The sequence below is a fragment of the Limnothrix sp. HT2024 genome (genome assembly GCF_059138625.1).
This window is the reverse complement of sequence record NZ_CM181121.1, coordinates 1,130,043-1,147,466: the sequence shown is the minus strand read 5'-3', so window position 1 is coordinate 1,147,466 and position 17,424 is coordinate 1,130,043. Positions and strand designations below refer to the sequence as shown.

At 56.1% G+C, this 17,424-nt stretch carries 15 protein-coding genes; 3 read left to right on the top strand and 12 right to left on the bottom strand.

The features are described from left to right. Positions 1-53: 53 nt before the first annotated feature. The 10 genes from AC2IAX_RS04610 to AC2IAX_RS04565 all read right to left on the bottom strand — a co-directional run bounded on the left by AC2IAX_RS04610 (position 54) and on the right by AC2IAX_RS04565 (position 11,476). On the bottom strand, positions 54-1,385 hold the full coding sequence (locus tag AC2IAX_RS04610) for a leucine-rich repeat domain-containing protein (protein ID WP_494389539.1): 1,332 nt from the start codon (positions 1,383-1,385) through the stop codon (positions 54-56). 342 nt (positions 1,386-1,727) lie between these two features. Next, complete coding sequence (locus AC2IAX_RS04605; RefSeq protein WP_494389538.1) at positions 1,728-2,786, bottom strand: hypothetical protein; 1,059 nt, start codon at positions 2,784-2,786, stop codon at positions 1,728-1,730. 169 nt (positions 2,787-2,955) lie between these two features. Beyond that, on the bottom strand, positions 2,956-3,660 hold the full coding sequence (locus AC2IAX_RS04600; RefSeq protein WP_494389537.1) for a M15 family metallopeptidase: 705 nt from the start codon (positions 3,658-3,660) through the stop codon (positions 2,956-2,958). Positions 3,661-3,739: 79 nt separating this feature from the next. After that, entirely contained in the window at positions 3,740-4,573 is an 834-nt protein-coding gene (gene proC, locus AC2IAX_RS04595) for a pyrroline-5-carboxylate reductase (RefSeq protein WP_099533631.1), read from the bottom strand. Between the two features lie 162 nt (positions 4,574-4,735). Further along, positions 4,736-5,437, bottom strand: coding sequence for a cell division protein SepF (locus AC2IAX_RS04590; RefSeq protein ID WP_494389536.1), 702 nt, complete (start codon positions 5,435-5,437; stop codon positions 4,736-4,738). A 657-nt stretch (positions 5,438-6,094) separates the two neighbouring features. Beyond that, positions 6,095-6,763, bottom strand: coding sequence for a YggS family pyridoxal phosphate-dependent enzyme (locus AC2IAX_RS04585; RefSeq protein WP_494390275.1), 669 nt, complete (start codon positions 6,761-6,763; stop codon positions 6,095-6,097). Positions 6,764-6,835: 72 nt separating this feature from the next. Further along, the gene (locus AC2IAX_RS04580; RefSeq protein WP_099533635.1) at positions 6,836-7,105 is read right to left on the bottom strand and encodes a PipX family protein; all 270 of its coding nucleotides are present in this window, start codon (positions 7,103-7,105) and stop codon (positions 6,836-6,838) included. Between the two features lie 939 nt (positions 7,106-8,044). After that, positions 8,045-8,566: a holo-ACP synthase gene (locus tag AC2IAX_RS04575; protein ID WP_494389535.1), complete on the bottom strand. Its 522-nt coding sequence runs from the start codon at positions 8,564-8,566 to the stop codon at positions 8,045-8,047. Between the two features lie 126 nt (positions 8,567-8,692). Further along, positions 8,693-10,066, bottom strand: a complete 1,374-nt coding sequence (locus AC2IAX_RS04570) for a hypothetical protein (protein ID WP_494389534.1) — start codon at positions 10,064-10,066, stop codon at positions 8,693-8,695. A 150-nt stretch (positions 10,067-10,216) separates the two neighbouring features. Then, positions 10,217-11,476 (bottom strand): extracellular solute-binding protein, encoded by a 1,260-nt coding sequence (locus AC2IAX_RS04565; protein ID WP_494389533.1) that lies wholly within the window; start codon positions 11,474-11,476, stop codon positions 10,217-10,219. A 330-nt stretch (positions 11,477-11,806) separates the two neighbouring features. Between AC2IAX_RS04565 and AC2IAX_RS04560 the strand changes: the two genes are divergently transcribed. Both AC2IAX_RS04560 and AC2IAX_RS04555 read left to right on the top strand, forming a co-directional pair. Continuing rightward, positions 11,807-12,190, top strand: coding sequence for a hypothetical protein (locus tag AC2IAX_RS04560; RefSeq protein WP_494389532.1), 384 nt, complete (start codon positions 11,807-11,809; stop codon positions 12,188-12,190). Between the two features lie 756 nt (positions 12,191-12,946). Beyond that, positions 12,947-14,077, top strand: a complete 1,131-nt coding sequence (locus AC2IAX_RS04555; protein WP_494389531.1) for a hypothetical protein — start codon at positions 12,947-12,949, stop codon at positions 14,075-14,077. A 49-nt stretch (positions 14,078-14,126) separates the two neighbouring features. Here AC2IAX_RS04555 and AC2IAX_RS04550 read toward each other — a convergent pair whose 3' ends face one another. Further along, positions 14,127-14,945: a TlyA family RNA methyltransferase gene (locus tag AC2IAX_RS04550; RefSeq protein WP_494390274.1), complete on the bottom strand. Its 819-nt coding sequence runs from the start codon at positions 14,943-14,945 to the stop codon at positions 14,127-14,129. Positions 14,946-15,107: 162 nt separating this feature from the next. Then, a complete protein-coding gene (gene leuB, locus AC2IAX_RS04545; RefSeq protein WP_494389530.1) occupies positions 15,108-16,199 on the bottom strand; it encodes a 3-isopropylmalate dehydrogenase in 1,092 nt (363 codons plus the stop codon). Between the two features lie 144 nt (positions 16,200-16,343). On the opposite strand from leuB, the gene AC2IAX_RS04540 reads away from it, so the two are divergent. Continuing rightward, on the top strand, positions 16,344-17,360 hold the full coding sequence (locus AC2IAX_RS04540; protein ID WP_494389529.1) for a thioredoxin domain-containing protein: 1,017 nt from the start codon (positions 16,344-16,346) through the stop codon (positions 17,358-17,360). Positions 17,361-17,424 lie beyond the last annotated feature (64 nt).

The following is a 17,424-nucleotide window of genomic DNA, read 5'->3' as shown; positions in this document are numbered from 1 at the left end:
AAGGGGTGGGATTTTCCTGCCCCTTTTTTGTGTTTTTTAGGAAGCGTTGTGGCTCAAAAGCTGGGTTCGCCAAAGGGGTTTTCGTCGTCGCCGGGGGGCAGTGCGCCACGGTTTTCCAGGCCCCCACGCACCCCTTCGACTACCACGTTAAAGGCGGCGGCGGCGATCGCTCCGGGTAAACCAGCGCTGGCCAGGGCGATGCCAACGGCGCTTTTGGCGAGTTCGGGGCCGGCGTTTTTGAAGGCGGCCCAGAGGGTTTGTTGCCATTCCAAATCTTTGAACGTGACTTGGGTTTGCAGTTTGGCGGTGGTGGTTTGTTCGTCGATTTTCAGTTGTTTCAGCAGCTCCTGAATTATCTGTTGAGCGGCTTCGGGGGTTTGGGGGGCTTGGTAGTTGTTAACGGTTTTGTCGCCTGCTACGTTGTCGCCGCTGCCGTGGTGGTTTTGGGTGATGTTGGTGGTCATATTCAGTGTTTGATTTCGATTAACAAATTTATCGATCTTGACTACTATTTTATGAAAAAGAGAAGAATGATCATCTGCAAAAAAGCTGCTATTTCCTAAGGATTCTTGTGATTTGCTAAAAGAAATGGCTTTAAGATTTTGATCGCTGAAGTAAAGATCTAGAATTGTTCTTAAATCACCTGGCTCTTCCAAACCTAAAATTTCCGATGAAATAGGAATTGGATTACCGCGTAAGTCTAGCCTCTCAAGATTGATCAATTCTCGAATAAATGTTGGTATATGGTTCAATTGGTTATAAGCGAGATGTAATTCTGCTAGATTTTGCAAACACGTTATATCAATTGGCAGAAAATCTAGTTTGTTGTTGTTAAGATGAAGCCCTACTAAATTTTTAAGTTGAAAGATCTCGATTGGTATTTGAATCAGGTTTGCATTTGTAAGAGAAAGCCAATTTAGTCTTTTTAGGTTCACGATTTCTGGTGGTAATTTTGTTATTTGCTTACCTCCAAGGATTAGTGTTTTCAGATTTTGTAATTGGATGATTTCCAGTGGAAACGAATTCAGTGAATTGTGACAAAGTTCAAGTGTGCTGAGATTTTGTAGTTGGCTAATTTCTGCTGGCAGTGAACTCAGTGGGTTACTCCAGAGTTCAAGTGTGACTAGACTTTTCAGTTGACCTATTTCTGCTGGTAGTTGACTTAGCTGATTGAAGTCGAGGGCAAGTGTTTTCAAATTGTGCAGTTGACCAATTTCTACTGGTAATTGACTCAACTGGTTGCCGCCGAGGTTCAACGATCTCAGATTGTGCAGTTGACCGATTTCTGTCGGTAATTCTTCCAATCCCTTCCATGAAAGATCCAGCTCCGTCCAGCCTTCCGCCTTTGCCCGTCCCAACAGCGCCAACAACTCCGCCCGTTCCATGCCACCGCCCCCTCACATCACCGCTCCAATTGTAGAAGTCTATCCCCCACATCCCGTAGGGTGCATGGGAGCAAACCCCAATGGTCACGAAATGATTAATTTGTTTTCCCATGCACCGTGGATTGAACGCCGCCCAACCGATCAATGTTGTTGAATGTGTGATGGGTTGCGGTGTGTGGAAATGATTGTTGAATGCGTGACGGGTTGCGGTGCATGGGAGAAGAATGATGATGGTCGTTTGTTTCCGAGCGTGCTCCCATGCACCCTACGGTTTTGGTGATTAGCGCCGATCGCCCATTACAACAAACCCACCCCAAAAATGCCAGACTAATTGCCCGGTTTCTATCGTCCCCAAATCCAATGCAAGAGCAGAATCAACAAATACACCACCGCCAAAATGGCCAAACCATAGAACAGAATCGATCGCTCGTCCTTGGGGCTGGGGAGCGAGGGATCTGCCTCCACCGGACAAAACCGCACCAAACTGCGATTCACAAAAGCCTCGCCTAACACAGGATTGCTGAAATAGGCCAACAGTTGCTTACCCAAGGTGGTTTCAATGCCCAGCCCATCGCGGGACACACCCACACGGGAAATGCCCCCATAGGCAAAAGCAGCCAGCTCTCGCACCGGTTGCTGGCTCCAAAAAGAGGGCAGGGCGATCGCGCAGAGTCGGGTACTGGTCACCAGCAACACCGCCGGCCCGTCATCGATGCGCACGGAAACCACGTCAATGAGCTGTTCTTCCGGTGCGTTCAGGAAATACACCAAAAATTCTGCCAGCTTGGGAATCGCGCCCTGCATCGGAAAACCCAGTTGGCCCGTTTCCGCCAGCCAATCTTCATAGACCTTTTCCGGCTGAATCAGGTCGATCGCCTCTTCGGGGTTGGGATAGGTCGGCTCAGGATAAATCGGCGGGAGTTGGGGCGCGGGGGCTGGGCTGGGCGCGGGGGCCGGCGCAACAAACCCGGTATTCCCCGGATCGTAGGTGGCGCTGATCTCCGAGGGGGCGGGGGAAACGCTGGGGGCGATCGTGTAGCTGGGCGAACCGGTCAGGCCCAGAGCGCTCAACGGGGGCGTGGCCAAGGACATGCCAGAGCCGTCATTGGCCAGGTAGAGGGCATCAGTCCAGGTGGGTGCGCCGGCCCCGGCCGCCCAACCGGAGACCCGCACCACGCCCACGGGTTCCACCTTCAGGATGTTCATGCCCTTGCGAACAAAGGTCATCAGCGCCGGGCGATCGGGGGCGTGATCGGCCCCCAACAGATTCAAAATCAAGCAATTGCCATCAAGGCTGACTTCCACCGCAATCCCCGCCGCTTGTAATTTGCGGTTCATGAGGGTGGCGATCGCCTCTACATTGCCCTGCCGGGCGAGCAGTAACAATTCCGTCTGAGACATAGACCGGTGGTGTCAATTGCCTGAAAGCCTGGAGGCTGCTCAACGAGTCAACATAGCCCGGGGGCTGCTGTTGGCCGGGAGCGCCATTTCTCGCAATCATACACCTGGTTTTCGGTGGCTCGCCCATGGTGTCTTGCCGTTGGGGTGCGGCATCCTCAGGCACGACCCCTCAGGCGCGGCCATAGTGGGCCAGGGGCTGACCGGTGCGATCGGCCCACAGTTGATCGCCCCAGGAAAAGTGCCACCACTCTTGGGCATGTTGGGCAAACCCGCCCGCGGCCATGGCCCGTTGCAATAGTTGGCGCTGGGCGTGGAACTGCTGGTGTTGGGGATCGGTGGCTGGGGCGAAGTGGTTGGGAAATGAGCGATCGGAACATTCATCGATCGGGGATCCCATGTCCAGCAGCCGCCCGGCCGCGTCAATCAGGGTCAGATCCAGGGCGGCTCCGGTGCTGTGGGGTGGCGGGGTGGCGGGGTGGTCGCTGGGGCTGGCCCAAAACTGGCTAACGCGCGATCGCAAGGCTTGGGTTTGGGGATGATTGGGATCTTGTGCCAGGGGGACAGGATCCAACCCTTCCATGAGGGCCAATTCGGCAAAGGTGTAGTCCACCATGAATTGCTGAACGGCCAAGGGGCGATAGGCATCAAAGATGGCCAGTTGCCAGCCCGGTTGTTGTTGGGCTAGCCAGTGGGCGGACTGAAGCAGTCGATCGAGCACGCCCGATCGCACCCAAAAGGGCGATTGGTCACCATAGGGCGCACCCAAAACCGCATAAGGATGGGGATCCCAGAGATGGAACCGATCGGGCGGAATGGGCACTAGGGGTTCGCCACAGTCCGCGATCGGGATTTTTTGATAGGGCTTGAGGGCCATGGGGTTGATGGGTGCGGCGCTTTCAGAGCCTGAGGGCAGAGCTTAAGGGTAAAGCTTGAGGATTCATCAACGGCAATCCCTAGGCGCGGCCCAATTCCTGCGATCGTTGCCAGGCTGCGCGTACCGCTTCGATGGTGGCGGAACGGAATCCGGCCTGCTCCAGGGCGGCCACTCCGGCGATCGTTGTGCCGCCGGGACTGGTCACCCGATCTTTCAGGATTGCCGGGTGCAGTTGACTGTCTTGCAACAGTTGGGCGGTTCCCAAAACCGTTTGCAGGGCCAAGGTGCTGGCGGTGGCGCGGGGCAACCCGGCCGCCACGCCCCCATCGGTGAGCGCTTCCACAAACAAGGCCACAAAGGCCGGCCCCGACCCAGACAACCCGGTGACCGCATCCATGAGGGATTCCGGCACTTCCACCACTTGCCCGATCGCCCCAAAAATCTGGCGAGCCTGTTCCATGGCCGCCTGCTCGGCCAAAGAACCGGGGGCGATCGCCGTGACCCCTGCGCCCACGGTGGCCGGTGTGTTGGGCATTGCTCGCACCACCGGACAGCCGCCGAAGGCCGCTTCCAGTTTGGCCAAGGTTGTGCCGGCCAAAATCGACAGGATCAGGGGCGATCGCGCGGGATCCCAAGCACCGGCCACCTGGGCCGCCACCGTGGCAAAGACCTGGGGCTTGATGGCCAAAAGGACGATTTGGGACTGGGCCAGGAGCGATCGATTGTCATCGGTGACCTGTACCCCATAGCGCTCGGCTAAGGTCGCTCGGCGCTCGGCCATGGGTTCACTGACGCAAATTTGCGCTCCAGGAATCACATCCCGATCGCACAACCGGGCCAAAATCGCCTCGGCCATCACGCCCCCGCCAATTACGCCCAACTGCCAAACCGCACCGGCCCCGGAATCCGTCATAAACCTTGTCTCACGCTGAATTTTTCGATCCAATCGATGCGGATTGGATGGGTCTAGGGCAAAAATATAGGGCAATAGATGTACTACTGCCCTACAGTTCGGCCCGGTGTTCAAGGGCCCCTCGATCGCGCTTGATCGTTGAAGATTGAGCCGTGATTAAACCTACTGAGCGGCGGCCTGTTGGAAGCGATCGGTTGCCCAAACGGGGGCTTGGCCAGGACGAGCGGCGGCCTGAGCAGCAGCCTGAGCCTGGAACACTTCGCGCACCAAACCGCTGTGGGTGCTGACCTGCACACAACTGGGCGTGAACAGGAAAATGCTTTCGCCAATCCGCTCTTGGTGACCATCCAGGGCGTAGGTTCCGCCAGCGATGAAGTCCACGGAGCGCTGGGCCTGGTCGGGATCCATCATCGTCAGGTTCAACACCACCGATTTCCGTTCCCGCAGGGCCTGAATCGCTTGGGGCATTTCCTCAAACGATCGTGGCTCCATTACCACCACTTCGGAAATTCCGTTGACCGCACCCGGCATACCAATCACGTTGCTCATAGAAGAAGTTGTTGGGGTTCCAGTTGTTGCGCGGGGGCTGGGCGGCACAATCGGCTCGGGCGATCGGGCCGCGGCCGGTGCCGGGAACCCACCGGCCAACGAAGCGGATGCATCAGCAACGGCGGCATAGCGACGGCTCCGGCGGGCGCTGGCCTCATCCGTGGGAGCCGCAGCGGGCTGGGACTCCGCCGCCGGCTGCTGATACGAACCACGGTAGCCGTTGTTATTGCTATCGTTTTCGTCGTAGTCGTAATCGTATTCCACTGGATCGCCCAGACCCACAAAATCCCGAAGTTTCGTAAAAATAGCGTTCACCTCGTCCTCTCCACTTACTAACCACGTTGGGGGCTGGAGTACCGACGAGTTTCTAGGGGCTGTTGAACGCCGCCAAAACTCCGTCGGCTTGGTTGCCTAACATCCACTCCTCGACGAACCACCATTAACCACCATTTAAACCGCCATTGACCCCAAGAGTTGCATCATTGCTTCCGGTGGGATTGATCGTCACCTTCAGCGTTTTTGGCGCTTGTGGTCTTGAAAATGGGGTTCCAGCGCAGGGCTGTTCAATGATTGTTGAATGGGTTGGGGTATAGGTCGCCCCGATTTTATCAGACTGGGCTAAAAGCCACCTGCTGAAAGGTCTGAATCCAGACCCAATTCCCCAATCTGCACCCCAATGAGCTATTCAAAAGGAGCCGTAATTGATTGGCTGCCCATTTTTTGGTCAACAGTCTACTCCAATTTTTTTGATTCCACCACGATCGGGTTGGTCGCTGAAGGATGGATGGTTTTTAGGAGCGATCGAGTGGCTGAGGGGGAGCGATCGGGGTTGGCGGTTGCCTATGGTCACCATTCGCGAAGATCAGCACTCGATCGGGTCAAAATTGGCTACTTTCAGGCAAATTTTGATAGGTCTTGCTGAATGGTGGGTGAATTTTTGGTGCAATCTCCTCAATTCAACGGGTTAGGAATCTAGACCCGATCGCCAAATAGGGTTCGTCCTAGGCGAATCATGGTGGCCCCCGCTTCTAGGGCGATCGGCCAATCGTTAGACATACCCATTGATCGCTCCGTCATGGCCAAGCGTTGCCAAGGTTGGGCTTGAATGTGATCCGCCAGCGATCGGGCTTCGGCAAAAAAGTCTGCTAGTTCCGCCTCGTTTAATCCCAGGGGAGGAATGGCCATCAGTCCTCGAATTTGCAGATGGGGCAACTGATCCAGCTCGGGCAAGGCCGCTTGCAGTTCACTCGGCGACCAGCCGGCCTTGTTGGGGTCAGGCCGCAACTTCACTTGCAGACAAATTTGGGGCGGGCGATCTCGCTCGGCGGCCAGGCGATCGAGCCGTTGGGCCAAATCGAGTCGATCGACCGAATGAATCCAATCAAACAGTTCCAGCGCTTTTTTGGCCTTGTTACTTTGCAGTGGCCCAATTAAGTGCCAGCGAATATCCGTCAGGTCACCGAGGGCGGCGCGTTTTTCGGCCGCTTCCTGCACACGATTTTCCCCAAAGTCCCGAATCCCGCATTCATAGGCTTCCCGCACGCGATCGGGGCCAAAGGTTTTGGAAACGGCAATTAATCGCACCGAGTCCGGCAGGCGATCGCGCAGAAATTCGACCCGCTGGGACAAACGGGGCAGCATAGCCAAAGCCTGCACCCAATCCTGGGACATAGACGGTGCACTCATGGCAACAGGATGGTTCGTAAGGCGATTTTACTGGAAGGTGCGCTGGTAGGCGGCCCGCACCGCTTGATATTCCTCCCGGTTGCCATTGCGCTGAAGCGCTCGCATTCTGACCTCGACCATGGTTCGGGCATCGCTGCGGGTAACCGGTTCAAACCGGAGTCCCGTTTCCGCGATCGACACCAAAAAGAACAGACGATGGGCGTATAGCGTCGTAAATAATTCGCGACTGTTTTCCAGCCGACAAATCATCAGCAATAACCCAAACGTGGGGTGATTTAGATAGGCTTCGAGGCTCATTCCAGCTCTAGTGGGGTAGGACAGCAAGCCGGCCACCCAGAGCGCTTGGCTCGGGATGGCCAAGGAAGTGCGATCGGGTTAGTTTATGGCGTTCAGATTGCCATCAAATCATGACGCAGCAAAACGTTCGTGTCGAACAGTTGCATCGAACAGTTAATAGTATCGGAATGCGATCGCCTTTCACCGGGATGGCCCGTGAAATCTCTGCGGGATTTCTCCAATTTTCAGGTCTTTCGCGGGGTGTTTCTGACGGGCGATCGGGGTTTTGGGTCGAGATTCGATCGGGGTTTGACTCAAATTCAGCCCAATTCGGTTGAAATTCTTAATTCCGATGACTGTACTGGGGCCAGAAACCGGGGATCAATCAAACACAATCCTTGCCTAGGTTTGCTGCTTTGTTGGGGCGATCGGCCCGATCGACCCCCGAATTCAATTCCCAACGGTTGGGCTGCCTAACCTTGAGTGTTGGGGCCAGGGCGAGGGCCATTGTCATGGCCAGGATCATGCGGCAACCCAAGAGGCTGGGATCGCAGGGAAATGTTACGGCGGGCTAACTTTCTCAGGATCCGTCGAGTTCAACCCTAGGGGGTGTCGTCATTTTTCAAGGTGATGCTGAAACGGCTGATCTTCCGTACCCTAATCGTCGTAACAAGGGGCTTAAGCCCCTTGTCCCCCACGATCCGCTAATGGCAGATCTAGGGTTTCGGGTTCAACGACGACAAGCCCTAAGCCCTTTGTCCCCCACGATCCGCTAACGGCAGATCTAGGGCTTCGGGTTCAACGACGACAAGCCCTAAGCCCTTTGTCCCCCACGATCCGCTAACGGCAGATCTAGGGTTTCGGGTTCAACGACGACAAGCCCTAAGCCCCTTGTCCCTCACGATTTGCGCCCAATTCATCCCCAGATTCAATCTCCGATTCTAGGCGGGCTACCTTGGGTTAATCAACGGCACTGGAGTCAGCCACCGAGCCAACCCCAAACCCACAAACCAGAATGGCGGAAGCGGTGGCATAGTCCCGATCGTGGCTGAAACTAACTTGCCAGTGGTTTTTTTGCCCAGCACTGGCAACGGCGGGGTGGGTTTGGCAATGGAGGGCACAGCGGCGATCGAGCGCGTCCACCGCTCGGCCATGCAAACAAACGCCCGGTTCGCCCGTGGCCCGGCGGGTAATTTCCACATCCTTGTAACCCACTCCGTGCCAGCCTGTGCCCAGGGCCTTGACCACAGCTTCCTTGGCAGCCCAGCGGCCCGCCAACCGGTTCACCACATCGGGGGTGAGGTGATCGTTCAGCAGAGTTTCGGGATTAAGGGTTTCCCAAGGGATCGATCGAGCCAGCGATCGCCAACAAGTCCGCTGTTCCTGGGGAGTATAGACCCGTTGCAGAAAGCGGCCCCCGAATCGATCGAGGGCTGCTCGGATGCGGGGGATATAAACCAAGTCAGTACCCAGATAAAACACGGCGACTAAACATCATCCATTGGGTCAAGGCGGTAGGAGCAGTCCTGGTAACAAGGGGCTTAAGCCCCTTGCTGCCTAACGGTTTAGTGGCGGTAACAGTCAGTTAACTTGACCTATCATTCATGCCTAGTCCGCAGAGCCAGCGGAATTCAGCCGCTGTTGCCAAGCCCGATCGACCGCTTCCGGGTTCAGGGCTTCCTGCTCCGTCACGTCCATTTCTGTGGTGTAGGTCAAATCCCGATCGGTGATTTGGTTGCGGGCTTGGGTCAGTTGCTGTCGAGCGGCCAACTTGCGGGACAAGTCAGAATCTGGATTGGTCACCAAATCCGCTAGGGAACTGCGCTGCTGGTTGCGTCGCTCGATCGCCCGATTGCGCCCCGAAATCACCCACCAACGAACCGCCGGAATGCTCAAAAATGCGCTGCTGTAGCCCAGTCCCAACAGGCAGGTAAAGCGCAAGAACCCATAGGCCTGGCCAAAGGTTGCCGCATCCCCCGCCGCAATCAGACCACCCAACACCAAGGACAGCACCAACAGTGCCACCCCCAGGGCGATCGCCCCGGCCCGTTGCCCCGAGCTGGCGCGACTGAAGTTATAGATACGCTCCGACTGGAATCGCGGCAGGGTTTCGGGCAGATCGGCCAAATCCTGCACAGTGGTTTGCAAGTCGGGGAATTGGTAAATAATTTCGCCTTGCTCGGTCACCTGGGGCTGGCCATTAAACCGCACCAAAACTGGCAACATCCAATCTTCGTCCAGGTCTTGGGCCTTGGGCATTACCCGATCGGGCAGCTCCAGATAGGGGGCCACCTGTTCCACCACCACTGCCCCTTGGTTTTGGCGAATCACTTGGGCAATCAGTTGCCAACGTTCCTTTTCCAAATACAAATTCGGGTTGCCATCCCCAAACAGGAAGGAATAGATCGCCTCTAAAAAGTTGAGGTCGGGCTTTTCCCGTCGCCGTTGGTAGGCGTAGTTGTCGTAGTCGGGCCACCAGATCCAAATCCAATCGGACCAGCCGTAGTAGCCGCCCCAGATTGGGAAACCAATATTCCAACTGCCCGAGCTGGAGCCAGACCCCCGCGAATCGCCACCACCACCACTATCACTATCGCTGTCCCGCGAGTTGCTGAGGGCCACTAAAGCGATCACGATCGCCGCCACCACTGCCACAATCAACAGCAACAGCACAATGCCAACGGACAGCCGAATCAGGTAAAACAGGACTTTCCAAATCTTGGCCCAGGTTTCCTGAAGTTGGAGTTGCCAGAATTTGTTGCGCAGAATGTCTCGAAAGTCGCGGGAAAAGACATAAACCACGTCACCGGACTCGGCCACTTGCAGGTTACCGCCGGCCGAAGCCGCCAACACCATCAACCCCCGTTCCGCCAGGTTTAAATCCAAACCCGATTGGGCAGCCACATCGGCCACGGTGACACGGTAGTTCAGTTGCTCAACGGCTTCTAACAAGCCAGATTCGATCGTGGGCGCAGCAGCCATAGGTCTATAATCAGCCGCTCTGGGTCTTTTGCGGTTTTGCTCAGTGCTGTTCCCAGTATAGGGAAGCCCCTTGGGTTTGAGCTTGGGCCTGAGCCGATCCCAACCGGTTCGGGCCGCTGGGCTGAATATCTGGGCTGAATATGAGGTTGCTTAAGCGACCGATCGACGCATCGCCACCCACAGGTCTTGATATTGCCGTAACGATTCGGCCGGCAACGGTTGCAGCAGTTCGCAGCGATCGAGTTGCTCAGAAGTGGGCAGCAACACATCCCGCTGAACATTTGCTGTCATGGCCGCGCGATCGCCCTCCAACCAGGGAGCTGGAGCCGCATCCACCCACCCGGCCAACCCCTGGGCAATGTCTGATCGCCAAGCAAGACTGGCCCACAGGGTCGCCAAATCCAGTGATTCCGGAACCGCATGAACCGGCCGCACCCACAAATCCGCCCAAAGAGACGTGCCTGATTGGGGAACCACCGCCCGCAAACTTCGCTGGCGAGCCAGGGCCGTCACCACCTCATGGGACCAACCCACCGCCACCCAAGCATCCCCCAACAGCAGCGGTTGCAAGTAATCCTGAGTCGCATAGATCAGAGCCTGTTGATTCAGGGCCGCCAAAGCAGCGGTCAAGCCGGTTACGGACTGGGGTTGAGCTTCGTTATACGATCGCCCCAATCGCTTCAGGGTCAAGCCAATCACCTCCCGAGGCCGATCGAGCAGCACCACCTTGCCCCGCAGCTCCGGCCGCCACAAGTCCGCCCAATCCTGCGGTTCCCATCCCAAGGCCGCAAACCGATCGGGCCGGTAAACCAAAACCGTCGTTCCCCAACGGTAGGGAATTCCCCAAAGGGATCCGGCGCGATCGGGCAATCCTTGGCGATTGAGTTGGATCACGGACTGCCAGCGATCGCCGAAAGTTAACCCCGACGGGCGATCGGGCCAAGGCTGGAGCCAACCGCGCCGCACCGCCCCCGCCAGCCATTCATGGCCCAGCAATCCCGTTAGCCCCACCGGCCCCGCCCCCGTCGGCCGCAAAAACGGAATCCACGATCGCCAATCACCTTGGCCGATGGTGGTTCCCGCCGGATCCCGTTGCCAGTCTTGCAACTGTTGCATCAGCAGTTCCGCCTGATCCAGCAACGTCAGGTGAATGCCTCGGGTGGCTCCCTGTTCGTTAGCCAGCCGTTGAAAAGCTTGGAGCAGTTGGGCAGGAACCGTATTCTCGATCGCTAGCACCGTCAAATCATTGGGATTGCGCCGACCACAGCCCCCCAGCAACAGGCTCGCCGCGATCGCCCCCGTGCCGAGCAACCATTGCCGCCGCCCCCACCGAGGCTCCGGATCCGCCGCCATGCCGGGCGATCGATTCCCCTTCAACTCCACCCTTGCCTCGGGATTTTGCAAAGTCATGGCCGCCTAGATTGTCTTATTGATGCGAAATTGATGCGACTTGCGCGTCGCTTGCCCGTTAATGGCGCATTCATTGCCAGGTCATTTTAGCGATCAACTCTCAATATTTGAAGTTTTATAAAGTTTTGACAAGTTTTTTGTACATATCTTTCTAAAAGATCATTCTTCGGAAGAATGCGAAACACTTTCCAAAACAACAATATCTTGCACAATCTACCATGCGGATAATCGTTAAATGATTCAGCGATTGCTGAACTTTTGAGGATGGGTTATTTACGATAAAAACACAAGCCTCCGCCAGCGCAATCCAAAACTATGCGCTGACCTCCTATGGAACCATTGCAAGATCAAATTTCACTCCTCAATCACAAGCTCGATGCGCTACATCAGTCGATTGAAACACTCTTGGGACGCTTAGCAAGTCGTGTTTCTTCCGAAGAGTCATCATCCTTACATGAACCAATGGCTCAGATTCTTCAACGGGGTGCAGCCTTGGTTGATTCCCCCAGCCCTGTTCTCCATTCCATGGCTGATCTGAATGCTGAATATAAAGATATTCTGATCGATGATAGCTATCGGGAACCGAGCGATCGCGCGGGAGACAAGGAACTCACGCCGGAAATTCAAGTGCAACGGTTAATGGCTCAATTAACTGCTGCCTACAATCGGATCGCCGACTTAGAGGAACAACTCCTTTCGCGACGGATCCATTAACTTGGATGCCTCCAAGGAACGAGTCGATCGACTCTTTGCCTTGGCCTCAATCCGATTGTAGGCAAGTCTTAAATTGGCAGTCATTCGCCGATGACGGTTCGGATTTGGGTCAACTCCATCATGCCTTTCTCATATTTCAGAGGGGCAACTTTGAGACTACTGCTATTAGTTTGTGATCAAAAATTTGATCAGATCCTTGAAGGTTTTTGGAAGGAATTTCTCTGAATTTTGTGGGATCAGCGGATCGCGTGGAAGTAATTCTGTTAGAGATCCCCAACCATTGCCCATGCTTTACGCATCAGGCTTCAGCAATCGCAGAGCGTACCAGGGCTAGTAGATCACGATCGGTGCGCAATATTCAGTTTCGGAATCTTTAAGCTCAGTGGTTACTCCAGAATTCGTAATCACCCTCTGACTTCTTTAGCAAATTGGTGGGAAGACTTTACAAAGCACTATGTGGCTGCTTACCCTTTGGCTCAAAGGGGGGATCTGATGCCAATGGCCGATTCAGGGGCGCTTTGGTTGCGATCGATCGCCCCCTGAAAGCCCTGAACAGCTCTGAAAAGTCCTGCAACGTTCTGAACAATCAGCGTTGTCGCCCAGTCCAAAATCATGAATCGGGATTGATGGATTGGGGCGCATCGCTGTGCATCCCGATCCGGACTCTCGGCTGGCGCTTCTGACCTGTGCCAATCATGGGGCGAGAATGGTCTCAATTAGGATGACTTGTCCAATCTCGCTCTCTTGTATTCCATCATGCAGTACTTCACGCTTGCACGCTCTGGCCGCCACATCACGATCCTAATCAGTGCGATCGCCCTGCCGCTTCCCCTGCTGAGCGCTTGTGCCCCTAGCCGTCTCAGCCCGGAAGTAACCATGGCGCTCGCACCGCTGGCCGTTGCTTGTAGTGGCCAACCGGTTGCCGAAGCCACCGACTACGACCCCAAGAACCCAACACCCCCAATGGTGGCGATGGTGGCAGATAATGGCAATTTCGTTGCCGATGCTCTGTACCTAGATGCCAAAGCCAAGCAGGCAACCGCCGTTAAAGAGACCCAGCTCGTGTTGTGTGTGGTTCCTGAAAAGCCAGAGCTGATTGAAACCTGTCGATATAGTGGCTCCGGGTCTTACGAAATCCCTCGGTTTTCACAAAAAGTTGGTCTGAAATTGGTCAGTGCCAAAACGGGCAAAGTGCTAGCAGAAGCGAATCCCACTGCTGAGGCTAAACCCTGTTCGGAATCGCTGACTACACGCGAAGGATCAACACCCAACACAGCTCCATTGACAGCAGAAATTCCCCTCATGGATTTGGTGCAGTCTTGGAGTTTGACGGCGATCGCCAGTACCGCTCCTGCCGTGAGTGTATCCCCCGCAACTGGTGGATCTTCCTCAACCCAAGGAGCCAGTAACTCCAGCACACCCAAGGAACAGTGCAAAGCCCTAGAAACCCTTACGAAGAGTGACTTTGGCTACGGGTTAAAGGCTCAAATTGAAGTGCAGTCCAGAGCCAACCAGATCGAAGATCCGAATAACGATATTCAGTTGCGCGTCGCAAACAACATGGGCAAACAATCCATGGCAGAACATTTGCCGGCTGTGGCTAAGGCGATCGCCCAAGGTGAAGCCTTGTCGCTGTCGGATAGTGCTTTACAGACCATCCGCGATCGTTTCTTGGTGGGGTTGAAAGGGATGGAAAAAGACTTAAAAGCCTTTGACGGTTTAGTGAAAGAGTCGGCAACAGCGATCGAGAATCAACCCATTGATCGTCAAAAAGTGCAAGAAATCAACCCCAAGATGCAGAAGATTGCCAATGATTTGACAAAACAGTCCAAAGAACTTTCGGAAATTACAATCAATGTTTCTGTGCTTTGCTCAACCATCAAATAATTACGCTGACTCAATCAGAATTTGAGGTGTATTTGGGCTTAATTAACAACTAGTCATCGGCCGTTTGCACCACGGCTAAAAACTCCACCAAGGTGGGAGCCGATCGCCCCGGTATCTCTTCGTCACGCAACCAAAGCAAAAATTCCACATTGCCCGCCGGCCCCGTAATGGGCGATCGCACCAGGCCGCCGTAGTGCCAACCGATCGCCTCGGCCGCTTGCCAAACCGTGGCGATCGCCTCAGCCCGATCGCGCGGATTCCGCACCACGCCATTTTTGCCCAGGCGATCGCGTCCCACTTCAAACTGCGGTTTCACCAACAACACCACCTCACGCGGCGGTTGCAACAACGCCCAGAGGGCCGGTAACACCTTCGTTAGGGAAATAAACGACAGATCCGCCACGCCCAAATCAGGCATCGGATCATCGGGCCCGTAGAGTTCCGCCGGGGTCAGGTGGCGCAAATTCGTGCGTTCGCGCAACCGCACGCGCGGATCCTGGCGCAAGCTCCAGGCCACTTGCCCATAGCCCACATCCACGCCATAGACCTGGGCAGCGCCCGCCTGCAACAGGCAATCGGTGAAGCCGCCCGTGGAAATGCCACCATCCAGGCAGACGCGGCCCGTGGGGTCGATCGGGAAGGCCTCCAGGGCGTGGATCAACTTTTCGCCACCCCGAGACACAAAGCGCGATCGGGCTGCCACTTCAATTTCGGCATCTTCGGCGATCAGGGTTCCCGGTTTGTCCACACAGGCGCGATCGACCCGCACTTCGCCGGCCCGAATCCAGCGCTGGGCCAACTGGCGCGACTCGCACAATCCGCGACTCACCAACAGCGCATCTAATCGTTGTTTGCCCGTTTTTGCCACCGATCGGGATGCTCGCAGCGATCCTGGATTTGGGCGCACAGCGGTGCGCCCCTACCAATTGTTGATTGATCGTTTGAAATTGCAGGGATTGAATCTGAATCCCAATGTTTCCGGCCCGTAGGGGCGCACAGCCGTGCGCCCTCCGATTCTCCGGTGTGATACTTACGCTTCGTTCAACACCGCGATCAGCGCTTCACCCATGGCCGTGCAACCCACCAGGGTCTTGCCTTCGGACATGATGTCACCCGTACGGAAGCCCCGATCGAGCACTTCATTCACCGCCTTTTCGATTCGATCGGCCCCTTCCGGCAGATCCAACCCGTAGCGCAACATCATCGCCGCGCTCAAAACGTGGGCTAACGGATTTGCCTTATCTTGGCCCGCAATATCCGGCGCGGAACCATGCACCGGTTCAAACACGCCCGGCTTGCCCGGTTCGCCCAAGCTGGCCGAGGGCAACATGCCAATACTGCCGGTCAGCATGGCTGCCGCATCCGAAAGAATGTCGCCAAATAGGTTGCCCGTAACGATTGTGTCGAACTGTTTCGGTGCGCGAACTAACTGCATGGCCGCGTTGTCCACGTAGAGATGAGACAACTCCACTTCGGGATAGTCCGCCGCCACGGCCGTCACCCGATCGCGCCACAGTTGCGACACTTCCAACACGTTCGACTTATCCACCGAGCAAAGCTGGTTGCCCCGACGCTTGGCGGTTTCAAAGGCCACGCGGGCGATGCGATCGACCTCGCCTTCGCTGTAAACCATCGTGTTGACACCGCGCTTTTCGCCGTTTTCGCCCTCAAAAATGCCGCGCGGTTGCCCAAAGTAAATGCCGCCGGTCAGCTCGCGCACCACCATGATGTCCGTGCCTTCCACCACTTCCCGCTTGAGGGTCGAGGCATCCACCAACTGGGGCAAAATCGTCGCCGGCCGCAGGTTGGCAAACAACCCCAGACCGGCCCGCAACCCCAGCAGGCCGCGCTCGGGCCGTTGGGCATTGGGCAGGCTGTCCCACTTGTAGCCGCCGATCGCCGCGAGCAACACCGAGTCACTGTTGCGGCAAATCTCCAGGGTGCTGGCGGGCAGGGGTTCGCCGGTTTGGTCGATCGCGCAGCCCCCGATCGGCGCTTCGGTGAATTCAAAGGTCACGCCAATCTTTTGGGCGACGGTTTCGAGCACCTGAACGGCAACGCGGGTAATTTCGGGGCCAATGCCATCACCGGGCAGCAGCGCAATGCGATAGGTCTGGGTCACGGGTCGGTCAAACAAAATCAGGAGGGTTGAACGGACTTCATCATAGGACGGGAGGCGGCCCTTTCCATGGGAGATTTTCCCGACGACTTAGGGCATAGTCGTGAAGACAAATGATTGATGGTTATCTAGTCAACGGTCTAAACCATGAGTTCCAAAGTTGATATCACAGCCCAAAACTTTCAGACCGAGGTGGTGAGCAAATCCAGCGAAAAGCCGGTGGTTCTGTACTTTTCCTCGCCCACTTGCAGCGCCTGCCAACAGCTCAGCCCGGTGCTAGAAGAGATCGTCAAAAACTACGACGTGGTTTTGGCCAAGGTGAACACTCAACAGGAAGTGGGCTTGGTGCAACAGGCGGGGGTGCGATCGACCCCCGATGTGCGATTGGTGCAGAGTGGGCGTGCAACGGATCAATTTGTGGGTGCAGTGTCCGGCAACGAGGTACGCAGCTTCCTGACCCGCAACAGCGTGAATTTGTTGGCGGGGCCCAAATTCCTGGACTTGACCAACGACAGCGATAACCGCGTTATCCCTGTCAACAGTCTCAGTGAATATCCCAGCGGGGTGCGGGCCTTGGGTGGCAATGACACCGTGACTGGCTCCAGTGATGTGGATGTGCTGTTTGGCAATGCGGGCAATGACCTGCTGTTGGGCAACGATGCCAACGATGTGCTCAATGGTGGTGCTGATAATGACGTGTTAGATGGCGGCTTAGGCAATGATCTGCTGAGCGGCAACCGGGGCAACGATTCCCTGGTGGGCGGCGATGGCAATGACATCCTGCGGGGCGGTCGGGAGAACGACACGCTGTTGGGTGGTGATGGGGATGATGTGCTGTCCGGCGACTTTGGCACGGATGTGCTGACGGGGGGTGCGGGCCGAGATTTGTTTGTGCTGCGGGCTGAAGAAGCCGTGGCCGGAGCCGGGGTGCAAACGGTCGATCGAATTACGGATCTCAGCGTTAGCCAAGGAGATGTGGTGCTATTGGCGGCCGATTTTGCCATTGCTGATGTGACGGTGACCGCTGGCAATGTGAACAACAGCGGAGCGGCCGATGCCATCATCAGCCGCACCTCCACCGGGGCTTTGTTGGGGGTGGTGTTGGATCAAACGCCGGACGTGGTGCGATCGGCCTTGCAGGTGATTCCGCCCTCTTCCCTCTAAACCGATCCTGTTCAGTTGATGGGGGCTGCTAGGCGATCGCCCTAGCAGCCCCCTTTGCTCTGGT

Bases quoted from the DNA above. Each gene is read 5' to 3' on its own strand.
- AC2IAX_RS04580 (WP_099533635.1), bottom strand. From the start codon at position 7,105: ATGAGCCTCGAAGCCTATCTAAATCACCCCACGTTTGGGTTATTGCTG.
- proC (WP_099533631.1), bottom strand. From the start codon at position 4,573: ATGACGGATTCCGGGGCCGGTGCGGTTTGGCAGTTGGGCGTAATTGGC.
- AC2IAX_RS04560 (WP_494389532.1), top strand. From the start codon at position 11,807: ATGGAACCATTGCAAGATCAAATTTCACTCCTCAATCACAAGCTCGAT.
- AC2IAX_RS04600 (WP_494389537.1), bottom strand. From the start codon at position 3,660: ATGGCCCTCAAGCCCTATCAAAAAATCCCGATCGCGGACTGTGGCGAA.
- AC2IAX_RS04540 (WP_494389529.1), top strand. From the start codon at position 16,344: ATGAGTTCCAAAGTTGATATCACAGCCCAAAACTTTCAGACCGAGGTG.
- AC2IAX_RS04570 (WP_494389534.1), bottom strand. From the start codon at position 10,066: ATGGCTGCTGCGCCCACGATCGAATCTGGCTTGTTAGAAGCCGTTGAG.
- AC2IAX_RS04565 (WP_494389533.1), bottom strand. From the start codon at position 11,476: ATGACTTTGCAAAATCCCGAGGCAAGGGTGGAGTTGAAGGGGAATCGA.
- AC2IAX_RS04605 (WP_494389538.1), bottom strand. From the start codon at position 2,786: ATGTCTCAGACGGAATTGTTACTGCTCGCCCGGCAGGGCAATGTAGAG.
- AC2IAX_RS04610 (WP_494389539.1), bottom strand. From the start codon at position 1,385: ATGGAACGGGCGGAGTTGTTGGCGCTGTTGGGACGGGCAAAGGCGGAA.
- AC2IAX_RS04585 (WP_494390275.1), bottom strand. From the start codon at position 6,763: ATGCTGCCCCGTTTGTCCCAGCGGGTCGAATTTCTGCGCGATCGCCTG.
- AC2IAX_RS04555 (WP_494389531.1), top strand. From the start codon at position 12,947: ATGCAGTACTTCACGCTTGCACGCTCTGGCCGCCACATCACGATCCTA.